Origin of the sequence: Mycobacterium sp. IS-1556 (genome assembly GCF_001499985.1) — a bacterium.
Classification (GTDB): domain Bacteria; phylum Actinomycetota; class Actinomycetes; order Mycobacteriales; family Mycobacteriaceae; genus Mycobacterium.
Genome location: NZ_LQIM01000001.1, coordinates 452,987 through 472,479, shown reverse-complemented (window position 1 = coordinate 472,479; position 19,493 = coordinate 452,987). Strand labels below are relative to the sequence as shown.

Here is a 19,493-nt window from a genome sequence, read left to right as displayed (position 1 = left end):
CGCTTTCCGATGCGATCGTCAGCGGAGAATAATTCGCCAGTACAGTCCGACCAGGAAGTCGACTCCTGGAGCAGCATGTCAGACGTAACCACCCACGTGCGCGGGCCGTATTTTGACGAACTCAAGGTGGGCATGGAGTTCGCAGACTCGCCCGCCGTAACCCTTACCGACGGCCTGGTGGCGGCCCACCATGCCATCGTCGGCAACCGCCTCCGACTGTTTCTGGACGACACGCTCGCCGAGGATGTGACAGGGCACCGGGGCCTGGTCCCCCCGGCCGTGGTGTGGGACACCTCGATCGGCCAATCCACGACGGTGACTCAACATGTCAAGGCCAACCTGTTCTACCGGGGTCTGGCGTTCCGTCGGTACCCCGTGGTCGGTGACACTCTTTCGACGGTCACCACGGTTGACGGGCTCAAGGAAAACACCCGGCGTGAAGGCAGGCGGCCGACGGGACTGGCCGCATTGCATATCGTGACCACCGACCAGCACGGCCAGGTGGTGCTGGAGTACTGGCGCTGCGCAATGCTGCCGCTCTCCCCCAACGATTCCGTCGAGGACGGGCCGCGAGACGACCTCGCCGTCATCGGGCGTCAGTCATCGCTCGCGGACCTGACCGCGGGTATCGCCGACTGGAACCTCGCCCGTTTCAAGGAGCGCGTTGCCGGCCCGCACTTCGCGGATCTGCAGGTGGGCCAGACGTGGAATGTCGAAGGGGCCGAACTGGTTTCGTCCGCCCCGGAGTTGGCGCGGCTGACCGGCAATCTCGCAACGGTGCACCACGACGCCGTCGCAGCCGGCGGTTCTCGTCTGGTTTATGGGGGCCACACCATCGGTCTGGCGTTGAACCAGTCGGTCCGAGCACTGCCGGCGATGGTCACTGTCGGTGGCTGGGCCGGCTGCGATCATGTCGGCCCCGTGCACGAAGGAGACATGATCAACTCGGTGGTTACCGTGCAGGGACTGGATCCCCTTCCCGATGGTGGCGGGCTGGCACATTTGCGCGTCACGGCCGATGCCAACTCCGGCGGCGCTGATGGACGCCCGGTGCTGGATTGGACCTTCAGCGCGGTCCTGGCGTGAGCGGACACCCGGAGGTCCTGCATGGGCAGCCTGCTCTTTGTGCCCGGCGACCGACCCGAGCGCTTCGGACGGTGCCGAAGAGCGTGAGCACCTCCATGTTGCCGGTGTCCGGTGCGCTGCAGTTGCACGCTTCAGGAGCAAGGTGGCTGCGGCCCATGATTTCGGCCAGCGGTTCGTATTCAAGGTTGGTCAGCCCAGGCCCCCAGTCGCGCCGCGATTTCGGCACCGAATTCGCTGGGTCTGCATTCTGAACTCAGCATGTTATGGTCTTCCCATGTGCCATATACGAGCTTGGGACAGGGTTACGTTGACGGGTTCGGCCAGTGACCGGTCGGATCAGTCGCCAGGTCCATCTCGCTTCGCGACCGGTCGGCGCCCTGAGCGCCGCGAGTTTCACCGTTGCGGAGGTGCCGGTGCGGAAGCTCGCGAAGGGTGAAACCCTCGTCTGGAACCGGCGTATGTCGGTGGATCCGTACATGCGGCGGCGAATGAACGTCGGAAAGTTCGACCTACCGCCGTTTGAGGTCGGTCGTGCGTTGTCCGGCGAGGTCGTCGAGTCCCGGTCGACGACGGCATCAGTGGGTGCGTATTTGCAGCACCACGCCGGATGGCGCGACCTGGCGGTGGTTCGTGACACAAACGCCCTGGTCGTCGACCCGGGCATCGCACCGCTGAGCGCATATCTGGTAGTGCTCGGCATTCCCGGCCTGACCGCTTATGTCCGGTTGCTCGACGTTGCGGGCCTGTACCCCAGAGACACGGTGATTTCGTCCGGTCCCGCAGGCGCGGTCGGCGGTCTGGTGGGTCAACTTGCGCATGCGCGCGGTCACCGGGTTATCGGCAGCGCCGATAGCGCTGCTAAGCATGAATGGCTGTGCAACGAACTTGGTTTCGAGGAGGCGTTCGACTACCACGGCGGCGACGTAAGCCGCCTACTGAGCGCTGCCACCCCTGACGGTATCGACGTGCACTTCGACAATGTGGGATACAAACACCCTAAATCGACAACGCCAATGACAGAGCTGATCCGCGCTGTGGGGCACCATCGCCGATTACAACCAGTCCGTACCGAAGCCAGGCCTGTCGAATATGTTCGAACTTGTCTCGCGTCGCATCGCCATGCAGAGCTTCGTCATTACCGATCACCTCGACCGAAGGAAGCAGGTCCTCGACGATGTTGCGCCGTAGGTGCGCGACCGTGCGATCGGCTATCTCGAAACGATTCGGGTCGGACTCGCGCAGGCGCCGAAGGCGTTTATGCAACTTTCCGGCGGCGGCAACATCGGCAACGATGATAAGCAAGTTGTCCTGACAGATTCGACCGCGCCGCGCGCCTGGGTCGAGGCGGGTGCTCTGGCTCTTCGAGTAGCGAATACAGATGTGCAGGAGGATTAATGAACGCGACCGGGACCGGCGTGGAGACCGGAAATCTGGTGACTGCCGCAGAGTTCGACGATTACGGCGGCTGGGTGCTCGATTCTCAGTTCGAGTCGCAGATGGGTGCACCGTATCTTCTTGCGCACGGATTGGGCACGCCGGTCGCGGACGCGAGCGCGGTGATCGAGGTCGCCGTGTCCGGCTCCTACTACGTGTGGGTCCACACCAAGGACTGGGTTCCGTCGCATCACCCGGGTCGATTCACGCTGTCGGTCAACGGCTTCACGCTTGCCACGGAGTTCGGCGCCAGCGGCCGGGACTGGTCGTGGGAATCCGCCGGAATGATCGATCTGGCCGCGGGCAGCGCCCAGTTGGTGTTGCACGATTTGACCGGGTTCGACGGGCGTTGTGACGCGTTATTGTTCACCCGCGACGACGGGGCGCCCCTAAACGGCGCCGGACCGGACGCGCGGTCGTGGCGACGACGGTTGCGCGGCCTGCCGGAGACACCTGTCGAGGGAGGCGACTTCGACGTCGTCGTCGTCGGCGGCGGTGTCACTGGGTCAGCGGCCGCGCTTGTAGCGGCGCGATTGGGGTGTCGGGTGGCGTTGATTCAGAATCGGCCCTGTCTCGGGGGCAATGCCAGTGTCGAGATCGGTCTCACCCCGCGGGGTGAAACCGGCCCCCTCGTTGACGCGCTCGCCGCTCGCGGGACTGATGGTGATCTGCGGGCCCTTACGCTGCTGCAAGCAGAGCCGACCGCGACCGTACTGCTCGAACACACAGTGTATGACGCCGAGGTGTCCGACTCGCGTATTGTGTCCGTCGATGCCCGCGACGCGCGTACCGGGCGCGAAAGCCGTTATATTGCACCGGTGTTCATCGACTGCAGCGGCACTGCGATCCTCGGTCTGCTCGCCGGCGCCGACACCCTGTTCGGGCACGAATCCCGACACGAGTTCGGTGAACCGACCGCACCGGAGCAGCACCTGGACTCTCACCACGGGCACACCCTGTTCTTCCGCACCCGCATGGCCGAGCAACCTGTCTCGTTCCCCGACGTGCCCTGGGCAACTGAGGTCGCCAAAGATTACGCCAACCTCGGCGGTCAACTCGAGCGACCAGGCATTGACAACGTTCCCGGCCCGGTCGCGGGACCCGGGAAAACCCCCGACCCGGCGATCAGACGCCGGATGCTGCTGCCGCTCACACACTTTTGGGAATACGGTCAGACGCTGAACCCCTACACCGAGGGCGAACATATCCGCGACCATCTGCTGCGCGCGCTCTACGGCACCCTCGCCAATGTCAAGCGTCTCGAACCCGACACCTACGCGAATCTCGAATTCGATTGGGTCGCTTTCGTTGCGGGGCAGGGGGAGTTTCGCCGCTACCGCGGCGACTACATTCTGACCGAGAACGACATCCGCAACCACACACAGTTTCCCGACGCGGTGGTGCGCAACTCAGGACCGTTCTGTCTGCACTACCCCGGCGACGAGAAGTACGACTTCCGGCTCAAGGACTGGAAGTGGGACCGGCGCGACGATCAACCCTTCGACGTACCGTTCCGCTGCCTGTTCTCCGCCGACATCGACAATCTGATGATGGCCGGCAAGCACATCAGCGTCACTCACATCGCTGGGTCAGCAACGAAATTCATGGGCAACGGCGCCCAGCACGGCATCGCCACTGCGGCCGCTGCCTACCTGTGCGGAAAGTACGACACGACACCGCGCGGGATTTACGAAGCGCATCTCGAGGAGCTGCAGGACCTCACCGCGATCTTCACCGGACACAACGTGCGTGCCGCCGCTGTGTGACGAAACAGGTGTCACCTGTTGTGGTGCACGGTAATTCCGCGGCCGGTGTCAGGCAGCACGTGCCCGTGCTCGCAGCGAAGCGTCGCGCGCACCGCCGCACCGCAATCGGTATGGGTGACCGTCAACGGCGGACCCGCCGGACCAGCCAAATGCTTGTCGCCCCACTGCATCAACGCGGTCAACACCGGTTGCAGCTCCTGGCCGGCGGCGGTAAGCCGGTATTCCTGCCGGGTCCGCGACCCGGACGCTTGGTAATCCACTCGCTCGATCACCCCCGCCTCGGTGAGCGCGCGCAGCCTCATACCCAAAATGCCCCGTGAGGCACCCGTCGCCTCCTGAATCGCGTCGAAGCGGCGTACCCCCAGGAACACCTCGCGCAAGATCAGCAACGACCACTGGTGGCCCACCACTGTGAGCGCGGCCGCAACCGAACATTCCCTCGCCATGTTCTCAGAGTACCTGAGTATCGATTCAGGACTCAGCATGCGTACGGTCCGAGGAGGGCCCAAACTCTGACGGCCGCGGCGATGCGCGGTCGCAGTGGTCAGTGGGGCGGGTCGTTGGTGCCTGCTGTCGCGGACGCCCCGGTTAGGTTGATTGCCACCGAGGGCGCGAGAAGGCTCTTTTCAAGTGCTACTTGACGGTATCTAGCTGAGTGGCGGCAGTTCGCCTTCCCATGACGGTAAACAGATTTAGGCGACGTCTTTTTGTTCTTTGCATCGCAGCATCTCGCTGAGTCGGTGCGGCCGCGCGCCAGCGCGTATTTCAACGTCTGGCACTGTCATTCCTTTCCGTCGACAAGTTCAGATCCCCGCAGCGCCGGCGATCTCCAGAGCTTTGTGCACCAGCGTGTCGATCCGCTCGAGGGTCGGCGTTCCTGCTGCGCCCTGGTTCTGCGGCTCCTCTATCGCCCGGCGCATCACGCCTTCGGCGATGATCGCCAACTTCCACAACCCGAGAACATGCCAGTACTGCAGGGTGGCCGCGTCGCGGCCGCTGGCTTCGACATAGAGCCTCGCCATCTCCGCACGATCGGGAAATCCCAGCAATGTGGACGGCGCGAAGTCACCACCCATTGTCTCGCCGGGCTCTGGCCAGTAGGTGAGCAGGGTACCCATGTCGGCGAGCGGATCGCCGAGCGTGGACAGCTCCCAGTCCAGCGTCGCGACCACCTCGCCGGTCTGCGGGGAGGTGACCAGGTTGCGCAGATGAAAGTCGCCGTGTACCAGCCTGATCTCGTGTTGCTCGGGAATGGCTGCCGTCAGCCGTCGGGTGAGCTCATCGAGCTCGGGTAGCTCCCGAGTCTTGGACAGTTCCCATTGCCCCGCCCATCGCTTGAGCTGTCGCTGCGCGTACGGTTTGCGGCTGGCCAGATCCTCAAGCCCCACCTTCGCGAGGTCGACGGCGTGGATCTTGGCCAAGGTGCGCGGTAGGGATAGGGCGATCTGACGACGCTGGCTCGGCGTCAACGCGCCGGCGACCTCCATCGTGTCGACGACCAACCCATCGACGAACTCCATCAGCACGAGCGGCACCGCGGAGGACTCTGAAGCCGCTGTGACGCCCAAGATTCGGGGGACGGGCACGTCGGTGTCCTCCAAGGCGGCCATGATTCGGGCCTCACGCTCGACGTCGTGAGCTGATGCCAGTAGAGGACCCAACGGCGGGCGACGTAGCACCCATGCGGAACCAGCTTCGTCGGTGACCCGGTACGTCAGATTTGACTGGCCGAGGCCGATCCGATGAAAATGCAGGGGCACAACGAATTCCACGCCCAGCCTGGTGAGCATCCGCGCCACCGCATCGGCGTCGACACCGATCACCTCCACGGTTTCAGTCAATTGACGGCGCCGTTCCGGAACAGCCTGGCGTCACCGAGGCGCTGACCGCCGTCGATCACAAAGGTTTCCCCAGTGACCCAGCTCGCCGCGTCGGAGACGAGGAACGCGATCGCCGACCCGACGTCGTCGGGTTCACCGATGCGCGCCAGAGCAGTGGCCGAAGTCAGCTGCGCTTCATGCGCTTTCCACAGCGCCTCGGCCAGTTTCGTGCGCACCACGCCCGGCGCGACAGCGTTGACACGCACCTTCGGTGACAGCTCGAGTGCCAGTTGCTTGGTGAGGTGAATCAGCGCTGCCTTCGATGCGTTGTACAGTCCGAGGTTCGCTTCGAAACCCAGCCCGCCGATGGACGCTGTATTGACGACGGCTCCGCCGTGCTCGCCCATCCATGCCCGTGTCGCCAACGACGTCCACAGGATCGGCGCCCAGAGGTTCACGTCGAAGGTCTTGGCGAAGCGGGCATGATCCTGGTCGATCACCGGACCGAAAGACGGGTTGGTGCCGGCATTGTTGACCAAGATGTCGACACTCCCGAACCGTTCGAGCGTCAGGTCGATGCAGCGTTGGGCGGCTTGCTCGTCGACGGCATGCGCGGCTACGCCGAGCGCGTTGCCGCTCACTTGGTCGGCTGCGGCATCCGCTGATTCCTGGTTACGCGACGTCAAGACGACGTTGCCGCCCGCTACCGCAATTGCTTGCGCTGCAGCCAACCCGATGCCTCGGGAGGCGCCGGTGATGATCGCGGTGCGCCCCGTGAGATCAAGGTGGGTCATGTCGCCGCTCCGTCTCGATGTTTGCGCAACTCCTGTTTGGCGATGGCGCGCTTGTGTACCTCGTCCGGGCCATCGGCGAGTCGCAGCGTGCGTAGGTGTGCCCACGCCGTCGCCAGCGGAAAGTCGTCGGTGACGCCGCCGCCACCATGCACCTGGATAGCCCGATCGACGACTTGCAGCGCGATCTTCGGCGCGGCCACCTTGATCGCCGCGATCTCTGTACGGGCCTCCTTGTTGCCGACCGTATCCATCAGATGAGCGGCTTTGAGGGTGAGCAGCCGGATCATCTCGATCTCGATGCGGGACTCGGCAATCCAGTCCCGAACGTTGGCGTTTTCGCTGATCGGTCTGCCGAAGGTGACACGCGACTGGGCTCGTCTGCACATCAGCTCGAGCGCCCGCTCGGCCATGCCGATCGCGCGCATGCAGTGGTGGATGCGACCAGGGCCCAGACGGGCCTGGCTGATCGCGAAGCCCTCCCCCTCACCCTTGAGCACATCTTTCGCAGGTACCCGGACATCGTCGAAATCGATTTCGGCGTGCCCTTCGCGGTCGTGGTAGCCGAAGACCGGCAGGTTGCGCCTCACCGTGATACCGGGGGCGTCGATCGGCACGACCATCATTGATTGCTGACGGTGCACCGCAGCGTCCGGGTCGGTCTTGCCCATCACGATCAACACCTTGCAATTGCGGTGCATCCCGTTGGAGGCAAACCACTTTCTTCCGTTGAGGACATACTCGGCGCCGTCACGGACCATCGACATTTCGACGTTCGTCGCATCCGAGCTCGCCACCTGGGGCTCGGTCATCGCAAACGCCGACCGGATAGTGCCCTCCAGCAACGGTTTGAGGTAGCGCTCCTTGTGTTCCTCGGTGCCGAAGAGCGTGAGCACCTCCATGTTTCCGGTGTCCGGTGCGCTGCAGTTGCACGCCTCGGGAGCAAGGTGGCTGCGGCCCATGATCTCGGCCAAGGGCGCATACTCGAGGTTGGTCAGCCCCGGCCCCCAGTCGCGATGTGGGTGGAAAAGATTCCACAGACCACGTTTTCGCGCCTCTGCCTTGAGTTCCTCCAAGATCGGCGGGTGGAAGTGCGGATCGCCCGACTCCCGCATCTGCTCGTCGTAAACGGCCTCGGCCGGGCAAATATGCGAATCCATGAACTCGAGCAGATCCGCCTGGTACTGCTGGGCACGCTCGGAAACATCAAACAGGGACATGAGCCCACCTCTGATTAGTCGAACTGACAACACGCGTCTGGTGTCAACACCGGGACGGCTAGGAACGCGTCGCACGGCGTCGGCGCTGCGGACGCGACGCCTTAGGGGACTTCGGAACGGACTCACTCCCGTACACAGCCGACACCCAAATGCTGTAGAGCACCTCCGCGACGCGCTTCGGGTCTGCCTGCGGCGCTCGACCCAGCGCCTGGGTCAGATAGCGTTCATCCATCCAGACGAGCGCCCGCGCGGTTTCCTCGATGTCGATATCGGCTCTGATGAGTCCCTCGGCCTGATCCGCGGCGAACCGTTTGGCCGTCGCATCGATGAATCGTTGGACCATCTGCCCGTAGGCGGCCTCCACCTGCGCGTCGCCGCCGGCCGCGTCGGCCAACGCGCTCAGCACCGCGCCGTGCCTCTGATACACGTCAGTCAGACCCTCGAACGCCGCCCGTGCGTCGTTGTGTAGGTCGGTACCGACCAGCCACCGATCGACCATCTCGGAGAGTTCCTGCCCGAGGTCTTCGACGACACGGAGCGCGAGGTCGTGGCGGTCGCGAAAATGCACGTAGAACGCGGGTCTTTTGAGCCCCGTCCGGCTCATCACCGCTTCGACGGTCATCTCGCGAAATGGCCTCTCCCGCAAAAACTGTTCGGCCGCGTTGAGGATCTCGCGTTCCGACTCCTTGGGATCATGCTTCGGGCGTCTGCTCATGTGTCCTCACAAGTCCACGACGATAGCGATGCTCGTCAGTTGCTATGTCAGCTCGTCTGCCGTGACAGGTCCCCGGCGAGGTTCGTTGCGTTCGTTCGTTGATTGTGATCGTGCAGTGCGCGATAGGCGAAGTAGTAGACGGTCAGCTGGAGCCCCCAGGTCGCCAGCGCCGCGATATAGAACAGCGTCCGGTTCTCGTCGTCACCGGGTATCCAATAGAAGTCGTATGTCGCCGCAATAACGGTGCCCATGGCTGTCACGAGAGCCACCCGCACTGCATGACCCCGCTCACCGATATTCCACAGGCGCGCAGCGAAATAGAGCAGGAATATGCTGGTGAGAACATTCACTACGACGTAGAAGACTGCGCCGGCGAGCCCGATGTGATGCGTGACGGGATCCGCCGTCCGCAGGGCGTAGACCGTCAACAGCAGCCCGACCACCCCGCCGAGCGCAAAGACACCGATATCGACTGCGCGCGAAGGCTTGTAGCAATGCGTGACCGCCATCAGACCCAAGACCAAGATCAAGGTGATTCCCACCGACCTGGAGAACGCATCCAAGAAGATTGCGAGGCGAAAACTCGCACTGTCCTGGCTCAGTTTGAGCATCCCGAAAATCAAGAAGTTGACCCCGGAGCTCCCGACGATGATCCATTCGAGTCCGAGCAGATAATTCTTGTACTTCCGAATGAACTTCCACCCGAACGTCAACCCGGCGACGATCATGAGGATATCTGCGAGTGCGAAGAGCACGCCTCTGATGTCCATGTCTACTCCCTGATGGTGGTGGGCTGTTATACGCGGGCCAGCCGATCGAAAACCCGATCGGCGAACCACCCGAGGGTCAACGCCGGCTGGCTGACGAAGCTGGGCCAGAATGCGCCGGTGTGCCAGATGGTCTGCAGGTCCGCAGGCATCGATTCCCCGGAGATTTTTCCGGCGAGCAGGTGGCCGACGTATTGAGCTTGGGCGAATCCGTGCCCGTTGCACGCCAACGAATACAACACATTGGGCGACGCCTCGCCGGCCACGGGCAACCAAGTGGAACTCATTCCGATCCAGCCGCCCCAAGCCTGTTGCGGCGAGACGTCGTGAAGCCCGGGAAAGCGCTCACGGAAACCGCGGACAAGGTCGTTGACGACTGGCGTGGACGGGGTGCGCGCGAGAAGCGGTCCCTTGGTGGTCTCAAGGCGCCGGGTGCCGAACACGATCGTATTCCGCGAGGTAACCCGGTAGCTCTCCAAGATCATGTGTGCGGTCACCATCGGTGCGCGACTGGTCCAGCCGATGGCGTCCAGGCGTTCGGGGGCGATCGGCTCGGTTTCCACCAATGAGGTCCACACCGGGGACACCAGCCGACGAGGCGTGATCGAGAGGTTCTTGTTGTAGGCGTTGGCGGTGAGCAGCGCCTGCTTGGCGTGCACGCGACCGTTGGTGGTCTCGATGGTCACGCCGGTGCCGCTGTCGGTGACGTTTCGAACGGGACTGTGCTCGAATACGCGCGCGCCCGAGGACAAGACGGCGTCGCGCAGTCCGAGGACATATTTCGCCGGGTTCAAGATTCCGCCGACGCCCTCTCGCATGCCGCCGAGGAAGCCCTCGGGGAGGCCCGCGTCTCGTCCGTCGACGAACTCGGCCGACGACCCTGCTTCCGCCATGATCTTTGCGTTGCGTCGCGCCTTGCGGAGCTGGCCCTTCGAAACCGCGGCCTGCACGATGCCGACCTTCTCGAAATCGCAAGCGATGGAATGCTTCTCGATCGCATCCTGGGTGAATTCCACCGCGGCTTCGGCAAATTGGAACAGCGCGCGGACCTTACTGCGGCGGAACAGCAGTGCCAGCAGTGCCGGGTCGGCCGCGATCGAGTTGGTGACGTAGCCCGCGTTGCGTGAGCTCGCGCCCCACCCGCAGGTCTCGGCTTCGAGCAGCACGACGTCGGCACCGGACTCGGCCAGGCGCAGCGCTGCGGTCATCCCGCCGACGCCGCCTCCGATGACGGCGACGTCACACGTCACGTCCTCGGCAAGCGCAGGCTCACCCCTGGTGGGCAGCTCGGCCCAACCGGTTTCCGTCAAGAGTTCCATGATTGTCACGAACCGGTGACGCTCGCCCGCGGCGAGGTCACTGCTGTGCTCGGTGTGACCACTGCCTCGACGACCTCATGCAGTGGTGACCCGCCAGTGGCTGCGAGTGCCTCGTAGAACGTCTCCGGGTTGGCCCAGTCCTCCGGCGCCAAGACTCCTGACTGTCCGCCCAGTTCGTCGATCGCTAACGCCATGAACGCGGCGGTAGCCGCACCAGTGAGCGATGCCATCGTGGTCCAGGCGGTACCGGGCCCACTCACAGGTGCGCGCCGCACCGAAACCACCTGCTTCCCATCGCGTTTGCCGGTCACTCGCACATAGTTGGTCCCGCGGAACGGGGGGTGCTTGCGAGCCGCCGACGTCGCCAGAAACTTCACCACCTCGGCCGCGCTGATCTCTCCACGGCGAATCGTGCCCCACAGCCCCGACAACGCGTGCCTCCACACCTTGGGTGAGCCGGTCTTGTCGGTCAGGAGGTCGTTGATGAAGTCGATGGCTTCGTCCATCGAAATCTTGCCCTCCTGCACGGCCACTGCGACGCCACGCATGATGCCGTTGGTGGGGGGCGGATCGAGCGCACCCAGCACCCGAATCCGGTCTGCGCCCGGCCAGCGCCGCGGCATCGTGACGGGCTCCGGATGCGCGCACTCGTAAAGACGATAGGAATCGCCAAGGGTATTGCCCAGCGCGAACACATCCGTCTCCAGAAAGGTCTGATGGGTGACCGCGCGCCCGTGCTCCCAGGTCTGGCAAGGACCGGCAAACCCCCGAATCGCGTGATCGAGGACCGCACGCCCAAACGGGACCGGGCCCTCATCACCCGTCACCCAGCACACATCGATGCGTTCGACTGTGTCGACATCGCGTGCCGCATCGGCCGCCATCACATTGGTAAACCCGGGTGACGCACCGCAGCCGATGAGGATCGGCACGCCGGCGTCCTTCGCCCGGGCATCGAGCTCCATCGCCGCACGCGTGCTCGCCTCGTCGTCATCGAGGTCCAGATAGGGCACCCGCTTCTCGATGCACGCCTCCATGACCGGCTCTGCGGTGCGGTTGTACGGGCCGGCGCCGAGCACGACGAGTGCGGCGCGGTCGATCGCGTCACGCAGCGCCGCGCCGTCGAACAGGTCGAACGAGCCTACTGTCGCCGACCCGGCGGGCAAACCCTTGACCAGGGCGTCGAGGGCTTCTGGCCGGATGTCATACAACTCCAGCTTCCAGTCCATGGCGCCGGCCGTCTTCGCGAAACGGTCAATCGCGACACGGCACATCTCACCGGCCGCTCCAATGAACACGATCCTCTTTGCAGTGGGCATGGCACTATCCTATTGGCTGTACTTACACGGTGTCAATGACTTTGTGTAACCGAATTGTCGAGGATCTCGTCGCGGGGGGTGCCGACACGTTGCAAGGCCTTGTAGAACTGCTCCGGCTCAGCCCATTGCTCGGGCGTGAACACACCTGCACGGGTTCCCGGTTCCTCGTCGAGGGCCACCAACATGAATGCGGCGCAAGCTGTTCCGGTCGCGGCGGCCATATCGGTGAACAGGTAGGTGCCGGGCCCGCTAACCGGGGTACGACGGCTGACAACCGTCGGCAGGCCGTCGCGGAGGCCGGTCACCTCGACCTTCAGACCGGCCTTGTAGCGGAAGGTGCGGCCTGCCGCCGACAGGGCAAGGAACTTGATCAGCTCGGTACGCGTCACCTCCCCCGTACGCACCAGATTTCGCAATCCGGCCAAGGCGTGTCTCCAGCCTTTCACGCTGCCGAACTTGTTGGTCAGCAGGTCTTCCAGGAAGTCGATGGCTTCGTCCATCGGCATCTGGCCCTTCTGCACGGCCAGCCCGACACCGCGGACAAGGCCGTTGTAGGGCGCCGGGTCCAAACCACCGAAGCAGCGAATGTTTTTGGCGTTCGGATACTTTCGCGGCAAGGTCACCGGCTCCGGGTGGGCGGTCTCGTGCACCATCGTCAACCCGAGACCGCCACCCAGCTCGGTCCAGCGGGTTTCCACGAAGGACTGGTGCATTACCGGTCCACCGTTCTCCCAGGTCATGCAGGGGCCGGCAGCGACGCGCAGCATATGGTCGAGAACGGCGCGACCGATGGATCCACGCTCGTCGCCGACGACCCAGTACACATCGATGTTCTCGACGGTGTCCAGCTCGTCGGTCGCGTCGGCGACCAGTACGTTGGTGATACCGGGCGATGCACCGCAGCCGATGTACATCGGCACACCGGCGGCTCGGGCATCGTCATCCAACGACAGTGCATGCAGAGTGCTCTCGATGTCGTCGTCGAAATCCAGATACGGCACCTTGGCCGCCAGACACGCCTCCATCACGGGGCCCGCGGTCCGGTTGTACGGACCGGCACCGAGCACCACGAGCGCGGCGCCCTCGATGGCATTGCGAAGCCCCTCGGCGTCGTAAAGATCCAGCCGTGCGGCGGTCGCCAGCCCGGACGGCAGCCGCTGCACCAGCCGATCGAGGAGCTCGGGACGAATGTCGTAAAGTGCCAGCTCCCAGTTCCCGCCGGCGACGGCGAACCGTTCGATGGCCAGCCGGCACATCTCTCCTGCCGCGCCGATGAAGACGATTCGTTTGGTGGCCATGGCCTCTGTTTCCGGCATTGTGCATTCTCCTCGAGTGACTGGTTGCTGACTAGCGCAGCGCAGCGCCCCACTGGACGTGGTCGCGTAGTTGGTTCTTCAGCAGCTTGCCTGCGGCGTTGCGCGGCAACGCGTCATCCACGACTACCGCGTACTGCGGAACCTTGAAGTCAGCCAGCTGGTTTCGGCAATGAGCGATCACCGCCGCGATGTCGATGCCGGAGCGGTCCGCGGACAGTACGGCGCCGACCTTCTCGCCCATCACCTCGTCGGGCACGCCCAGGACGGCGGCGTCAGCAACACCGGGAGCCGACAGCAGCACCGCTTCGACCTCCACACTCGACACGTTCTCTCCGCCACGATTGATGATGTCTTTGGTCCGATCGATGATGTGTACGCGTCCGGCCTCGTCCACGCGAACCACGTCGCCGGTGTGCAGCCAGCCGCCCACGATCGCTTCCGCCGTGGCGTCGGCCCTGTTCCAGTAGCCGGTGGTCACGTTGGCCCCGCGCACCACCAATTCGCCTGTGCTCGGGTCGTCGCCGATCGGTATCACGCCGATATCCACCGAGGGCACCGCGTATCCGACGGAATCCGCGTGCTCGGCCGCATCCTGGTCGGGAAGGACGGTAAGCAATGACGCCGTCTCGGTCATGCCGTAACCGTTCATGACCTTTGCCTGTGGGAACGCCGCCTTCAACGATTGCACCAGCGACGGTGCGATCGGGGCGCCACCGTATGCGACGGCACGCACCGAGGACACGTCGGCGGCGGCGAAACTCGGGTGCCGCAGCAGCATGGCGTACACCGCGGGCACCGTCACGAGCAATGAGATCTGCTCTGCCGAGAGCGTTTCGACCAGCTTCGCCAAGTCGAGTGCGGGCATGATCACCGACGCGCCGCCGACGTAGGCGGCGACAAGCAACTGCGAATTGCAGCCCGTCACATGGAAGAGCGGCACGGAGATCAGCGTGCGCAGACCCTGCCCGACATCGCTTGGCATCCCCAGGCAGCGGATCATGTTCTCGGCGTTGGTGATAAATGCTTAGTGGGTGGTCGGGACGCCTTTAGGTCGTCCGGTGGTTCCCGAGGTGTAAAACATGGCGGCAACGTCTGTGGCGGTGAGGCCGTCGGCGACGTAGGGGTCGCCGTCGGGCAATGCGGTGTCAGCGCTGAGATCGGCCTTCACACCGGCGTCGCTGAGGACGTAGTCGACTTCAGGCTGGGCTGATCGCGTATTGACCAGGACCGCGATGCCCCCAGCCAGGACGATGCCCCAGAAAGAAAGCACCCAGTTCACGCCCGCGGGATATCGCACCGCGACCCGATCCCCGCGCTCTACGCCGTGGGCGCGCAGTCCCCCGGCCACCCGCGACGCCTGCTGCCACAGCTGCGCGTAGGTCAGCCGGGTCCCGCCGAGTTCGACGACGGCTTCGGCGTCGGGTCGCGCGTCGACATGCACACGCAGCATGTCCAGAAGCGTTGCAGGCACATCGATGTAGTGTGCGATTCCATTCGTGTCGCGCGTCAGATTCGACTGCGGAAAGGTATTGCGCGCGCGCGGTATTTCGATGACTGGGCCGGGCATGGCGTCACTGAGTCCGTCCCGCGAGCCGGGGGCGATTGCCCTCACTCGATCGCTCAGCGCGCTTCCTTGCGCCAGCGCCGGCGTGTAATGCGCCGATCATCAGCGGTATGAGCACCGGAGACAGCACCAGAAGGAGGATTGCGACAGGGGCGACATATGGCATGGTTTCACCGACCTTCTGTCCGTGTACGAACAATTGTCGTTGTTTTGGATTGTTGAAACTCTTTGTGCACGAACGAGCGTTCGGGAGAACGGCATTCTTGGTCGCCCAGCCGCGGCGCGGTTCTTTGACTCTGGGCCAATCTCGACTCGGGTTCGAGTTTAGGGGCTTCGATCACCGGTGTCAATCCCCCTCGAAAGCCGTAGATGTTTCGCTTCAGCGCAGTAAAGCGCGCGACATCACGACACGCTGGATCTGGTTGGTTCCCTCATAGATCTGGGTGATCTTGGCGTCGCGCATCATGCGCTCGACCGGGAAGTCGGTGGTGTACCCGGCTCCGCCGAACAGCTGCACCGCGTCGGTGGTCACCTCCATGGCAACGTCGGAGGCAAAGCACTTGCTCGCTGCGGAGATGAAGCCCAGATTCGACTCGCCCCGCTCGGCGCGCGCCGCCGCCGTGTACACCATCAGCCGGGCGGCCTCCACCTTCATCGCCATGTCGGCCAGCATGAACTGCACTGCCTGAAAATCGCTGATGGATCTGCCGAACTGTTTGCGGTTGCCGGTGTATTCCAGCGCCGCATCCAATGCGCCCTGCGCGATGCCGACCGCCTGCGCACCGATAGTCGGTCGGGTGTGATCAAGGGTGGCCAGTGCGGTCTTGAAACCGGTGCCTGGCTCACCGATGATCCGATCCCCAGGCACCCGGCAATTCTCGAAGTACAGTTCGGTGGTCGGGCTGCCCTTGATGCCCAGCTTCTTTTCCTTCGGCCCGACGGCGAAGCCTTCATCGTCTTTGTGCACCATGAACGCCGATATCCCGTTGGCGCCCTTATCCGGCTCGGTGACTGCCATCACCGTGTACCACGTCGATTGGCCGCCGTTGCTGATCCAGGACTTGGCACCGTTGAGAATCCAGTCATCGCCGTCGGCCTTGGCGCGGGTGCGCATCGAGGCGGCGTCGCTGCCGGCCTCGCGTTCGGATAGCGCGTACGACGCCATCGCCCCGGCCGCGACCTCCGTGAGAACCTGCTTCTTCAACTCCTCGGAGCCGCGCAGGATCAAGCCCATGGTGCCCAGCTTGTTGACCCCCGGGATCAGCGAGGCCGAGGTGTCAACACGCGCAATCTCTTCGATGACGATGCAGGCCGCCACCGAATCCGCTCCCTGCCCGCCATATTCCTCCGGGACATGGACTGCGTTGAAGCCGGCGGCGTTCAGTGCGTCGTGCGCCTCGTGTGGGAAGCGGGCGTTCTCGTCGACATCGGCAGCGTATGGTGCGATTTCCTTCTCCGCCAATGCGCGAATCGCCGCTCGCAGCTCTTGATGCTCCTCAGGCAACTGAAACAGATCGAACATCGAATCTCCTTGTGTAGTCATTGTGGACAGAGGGTGCTGTGCGCCGGTCGCGACTCTCGGTAGGTGATCCGTCGGTCGCCGTGGACGATGGCAGACTTGTCAGGGAACATCCGCGCTGATCGGTGCAGGAACGTGAGCGGCGTTAGTTCGGCGAATGAAACAGCGTTGACGTCAGCCATGTCAGTGAACGATGACGCCGCGAATGTTCTTGCCGTCGCGCAAGTCCTGGTAGCCCTGGTTGACGTCCTCGAGGCGGTATTTCGTCGTGATGAGTTCGTCGAGCTTCACCTGGCCGGCGTCATAGAGTCGCAGCAGCCGCACGATGTCATATTGCGGATTGGCGGACCCGAACAGCGTTCCCTTGATGGTCTTTTCGTTGAGGGTCAGCATCATGCCGGAGACGTGGATCGTCAGCTTCTCGGGGTTGGCCAGGCCCGCGACGACGACCGCGCCGCCCTTGCCGGTGATGTCGAATGCGGCCGTAACGACCTCTTCGTCGACGACGCCGACGGTGACGATGGCCTGGTCCGCGCCTTGGCCCCATGACAATTCGTTCACCTTCTCGGCGGCCTCTGAAGCCGTGGCGAATGCGTGTGTCGCTCCCAGCTTCAGTGCGGTTTCGCGCTTGAACGCCACGGGGTCGACGACGATGACGTACTTGGCGCCGGCGTGTGCGGCCCCTTGGACGGCATTGATTCCGATGCCGCCGATGCCGTAGACGACGGTGATGTCCCCCGGACGAACATTTCCGGCGTAGGTCGCGCTTCCCCACCCCGTCGGCACACCGCAGCCGACCAGCACCGCGGTCTCCAGCGGTAGCCAATCGTCGATCTTGACGACCGAATGCTGGGAGATCGTGGCCTTCTTGGCGAAGGTTCCGAGCATGCACATCGCACCGAAATCCTGGCCACCGCCGTGAAATCGGAATGTTCCGTCGGGCATGCAGCCCTCGAGGATCGTGGCCCCCATGTCGCACAGACTCTGTCTGCCGGTCGAGCAGTACCGGCAGTGGCCGCAGCTCGGGATGAAACTGCACACGACGTGGTCACCGGGTTTGACCTTGGTGACACCGGGGCCGATGTCTTCGATGATGCCGGCCCCCTCGTGCCCGCCAACGATCGGGAACCGGGGTGGTAGGTCACCATCGGTGAGATGCAGGTCGGAGTGACACAGACCGGCGGCGGTGTAGTTGATCAGTACTTCGCCTTCACCAGGACCGTCGAGCTCGAGCTCGATGATCTCGAATGGCTTGCCCGTCTCTAGAAGTACCGCGGCTGTGGTTTTCATTGGAATCTCCTTCGTGCAAAGATCAGAGGGCGACGTTGACGGCTTTGGTCTGGGTGTACAAGTCGATCGCGGACGCACCTAGTTCCCGTCCCCACCCGGACTGCTTGTATCCACCGAAGGGCATCGCGGTGTCGAAGCCGTTGTACTGGTTGACCCAGACTGAGCCGGCCTTCAGCAGGCGAGCCGCCCTGTGCGCCTTGGAGATATCGCGGGTCCACACCCCCGCGGCCAGCCCGTAGATCGAATCATTCGCTGCTGCGATCGCTTTCGCGATACTGTCGTCGGCGTTGAATGGCATGGCCGCCACGACGGGGCCGAAGATCTCCTCACGCACGACGCTGAATTCCGGTCGCACATCAACGAATACCGTCGGTTCGACGAAGTAGCCCGTCTCGCCCCAACGCTTCCCGCCCGTGAGTGCCCGTGCCCCGTCGGCAAGGCCCTCCAGCAGGTAGCCGGTGACTCTGTCGAATTGGTCCTGGTCTACCAGTGGGCCGAGCTGCGTAGTCGGGTCGAGGCCAGGCCCGATCGTCACCTGGCTTGCGGCCTCGGCGACGGCACCGGTGAACTCGTCGAAGATCTTGTCTTCCACAAGCAGCCGGGTCCCCGCGACGCAGCATTGGCCGTGGTTGAACAGCCATGCGTTCACCGATCCTTCGACAGCAGGGCCAAATTCGGCGTCGGCGAAAACGACGTTCGCACTCTTGCCGCCCAGTTCGAGGGACACCTTCTTGAGGTTGCCCTTCGCAGCCTCGAGGACACGCTTGCCGACTTCCGCCGATCCGGTGAAGGCGATCTTGTCAACGGCGTCGTGCGCGGCAAGTGCGGCACCGGCGTCACCGAAGCCGGTGACGATGTTGACTACGCCTGGCGGGAATCCTGCCTCGGTGAAAAGCTCGCCGAGCAGCAGCGCCGTCAACGGCGTCTGCTCAGCAGGTTTGAGCACCACCGTGTTGCCCGCGGCGAGGGCCGGCGCCAGCTTCCACGTGGCCATGAGGAGTGGGAAGTTCCACGGCACGATGAGCCCGCACACACCGACCGGCTCCCGCAGCGTGTAGGCGTGGAACTGCGCACCGGGCGCGAACGGCATCGACACGCTAGGTGTCGATCCCTCGATCTTCGTCGCCCAACCGGCGTAGTAGCGGAACACATCCGCCGACCAGCTCGCGTCCACGGTCGTCGCAATGCCCGCGGACTTGCCGTTGTCCAAAGCCTCGAGCTGGCCGAATTCCTCGGCGCGCGCTGAGATCATGTCGCCGACCCGCCACAGCAACCGCTCGCGTTCGTTCGGCTTCATCCACTGCCACGGACCCACGTCGAATGCGCGGCGAGCGGCCCGCACGGCCCGATCGATGTCTCCACGTTCTGCGTGGGCCACCTCGACCAGCGCATGGCCGGTGGCGGGGTCGTAGGTCGGAAAGGTTCGGCCCGAAACCGCATCGACCCAATCGCCGTCGATGAGGAGCTTCTTCGGCCCGCCGTTCAAGAACGATCGGATGTCATCGTGGATTGGATAGTCGGCGAGCGATGTCATGTGCGGCCTTCCGTCTCGAATCTCACCCGCGCC

At 63.9% G+C, this 19,493-nt stretch carries 15 protein-coding genes and 2 pseudogenes; 3 read left to right on the top strand and 14 right to left on the bottom strand.

The genetic code is table 11. The annotated features are described in order from the left end of the window. The first annotated feature begins 75 nt into the window (after positions 1–75). Entirely contained in the window at positions 76–1,086 is a 1,011-nt protein-coding gene (locus tag AU187_RS02265) for a MaoC family dehydratase (protein WP_059100429.1), read from the top strand. 70 nt (positions 1,087–1,156) lie between these two features. Here AU187_RS02265 and AU187_RS25830 read toward each other — a convergent pair. After that, positions 1,157–1,294 (bottom strand): annotated as a pseudogene (locus AU187_RS25830) (acyl-CoA dehydrogenase); the annotation flags it as partial. A 115-nt stretch (positions 1,295–1,409) separates the two neighbouring features. Between AU187_RS25830 and AU187_RS24835 the strand changes: the two are divergent. Together AU187_RS24835 and AU187_RS02250 are read left to right on the top strand one after the other, a co-directional pair. Then, on the top strand, positions 1,410–2,381 hold the full coding sequence (locus AU187_RS24835) for an MDR family NADP-dependent oxidoreductase (RefSeq protein WP_082683674.1): 972 nt from the start codon (positions 1,410–1,412) through the stop codon (positions 2,379–2,381). Between the two features lie 99 nt (positions 2,382–2,480). Next, positions 2,481–4,286: an FAD-dependent oxidoreductase gene (locus AU187_RS02250; protein WP_059100432.1), complete on the top strand. Its 1,806-nt coding sequence runs from the start codon at positions 2,481–2,483 to the stop codon at positions 4,284–4,286. An 11-nt stretch (positions 4,287–4,297) separates the two neighbouring features. Here the strand turns inward: AU187_RS02250 and AU187_RS02245 are convergent, their stop codons facing one another. The 13 genes and pseudogenes from AU187_RS02245 to AU187_RS02185 form a co-directional block, all read right to left on the bottom strand. Beyond that, complete coding sequence (locus AU187_RS02245) at positions 4,298–4,732, bottom strand: winged helix-turn-helix transcriptional regulator (RefSeq protein WP_059100433.1); 435 nt, start codon at positions 4,730–4,732, stop codon at positions 4,298–4,300. Positions 4,733–5,089: 357 nt separating this feature from the next. Continuing rightward, positions 5,090–6,076, bottom strand: coding sequence for a phosphotransferase family protein (locus tag AU187_RS02240; protein WP_059100763.1), 987 nt, complete (start codon positions 6,074–6,076; stop codon positions 5,090–5,092). Between the two features lie 47 nt (positions 6,077–6,123). Beyond that, entirely contained in the window at positions 6,124–6,900 is a 777-nt protein-coding gene (locus AU187_RS02235; RefSeq protein WP_059100434.1) for an SDR family oxidoreductase, read from the bottom strand. Further along, positions 6,897–8,117 (bottom strand): acyl-CoA dehydrogenase family protein, encoded by a 1,221-nt coding sequence (locus AU187_RS02230; protein ID WP_059166200.1) that lies wholly within the window; start codon positions 8,115–8,117, stop codon positions 6,897–6,899. The genes AU187_RS02235 and AU187_RS02230 overlap by 4 nt, the downstream gene beginning before the upstream one ends. 58 nt (positions 8,118–8,175) lie before the next feature. Beyond that, positions 8,176–8,832 carry a TetR/AcrR family transcriptional regulator gene (locus tag AU187_RS02225; protein WP_059100436.1) on the bottom strand — a complete coding sequence of 219 codons (657 nt, stop codon included), beginning with the start codon at positions 8,830–8,832 and terminating at the stop codon, positions 8,176–8,178. Positions 8,833–8,879: 47 nt separating this feature from the next. Beyond that, positions 8,880–9,602: a hypothetical protein gene (locus AU187_RS02220; protein WP_059100437.1), complete on the bottom strand. Its 723-nt coding sequence runs from the start codon at positions 9,600–9,602 to the stop codon at positions 8,880–8,882. Between the two features lie 26 nt (positions 9,603–9,628). After that, positions 9,629–10,918 carry an NAD(P)/FAD-dependent oxidoreductase gene (locus AU187_RS02215; RefSeq protein WP_059100764.1) on the bottom strand — a complete coding sequence of 430 codons (1,290 nt, stop codon included), beginning with the start codon at positions 10,916–10,918 and terminating at the stop codon, positions 9,629–9,631. 5 nt (positions 10,919–10,923) lie between these two features. Continuing rightward, on the bottom strand, positions 10,924–12,237 hold the full coding sequence (locus AU187_RS02210; protein WP_059100438.1) for a saccharopine dehydrogenase family protein: 1,314 nt from the start codon (positions 12,235–12,237) through the stop codon (positions 10,924–10,926). A gap of 32 nt (positions 12,238–12,269) precedes the next feature. Next, on the bottom strand, positions 12,270–13,553 hold the full coding sequence (locus tag AU187_RS02205; protein WP_286131844.1) for a saccharopine dehydrogenase family protein: 1,284 nt from the start codon (positions 13,551–13,553) through the stop codon (positions 12,270–12,272). Positions 13,554–13,584: 31 nt separating this feature from the next. Further along, a pseudogene (locus AU187_RS02200) lies at positions 13,585–15,120 on the bottom strand (class I adenylate-forming enzyme family protein). A 376-nt stretch (positions 15,121–15,496) separates the two neighbouring features. Further along, positions 15,497–16,660 (bottom strand): acyl-CoA dehydrogenase, encoded by a 1,164-nt coding sequence (locus tag AU187_RS02195; RefSeq protein ID WP_059100441.1) that lies wholly within the window; start codon positions 16,658–16,660, stop codon positions 15,497–15,499. Between the two features lie 159 nt (positions 16,661–16,819). Continuing rightward, positions 16,820–17,926: an NDMA-dependent alcohol dehydrogenase gene (locus AU187_RS02190; RefSeq protein WP_059100442.1), complete on the bottom strand. Its 1,107-nt coding sequence runs from the start codon at positions 17,924–17,926 to the stop codon at positions 16,820–16,822. Positions 17,927–17,948: 22 nt separating this feature from the next. Then, positions 17,949–19,460 (bottom strand): aldehyde dehydrogenase family protein, encoded by a 1,512-nt coding sequence (locus tag AU187_RS02185; protein ID WP_059100443.1) that lies wholly within the window; start codon positions 19,458–19,460, stop codon positions 17,949–17,951. Between the last annotated feature and the right edge of the window lie 33 nt (positions 19,461–19,493).